At 44.3% G+C, this 203-nt stretch carries 1 pseudogene; it reads right to left on the bottom strand.

Annotated elements, in window-relative coordinates:
- Positions 1 to 203, bottom strand: a pseudogene (locus tag AC0QHF_RS00180) (group II intron reverse transcriptase/maturase); the annotation flags it as partial.

The raw sequence follows: 203 nt of genomic DNA, 5'->3' as shown, positions 1-203 counted from the left end.
CCAGAGACGTGTTTTCCGGCAGGATATTGCCTGATATTGAACCCTAGAAAGTCAAATCCCGGTTGGACTTTTTCTCCACCAATTTCGATTTCTTGAAATGTATGACAGATTCTTGTCTTTTCCGGCTTGAGTCGGAGTCCAATGGGTTTTAACCATTCGGAAATGGCAATCTTGCACTGTTCAATGACTTCGCGGCTTTGGGA

It is taken from the genome of Lyngbya sp. CCY1209 (assembly GCF_055795065.1).
The sequence above is the reverse complement of the archived record's forward strand: the minus strand, read 5'-3'. Positions and strand labels throughout refer to the sequence as shown.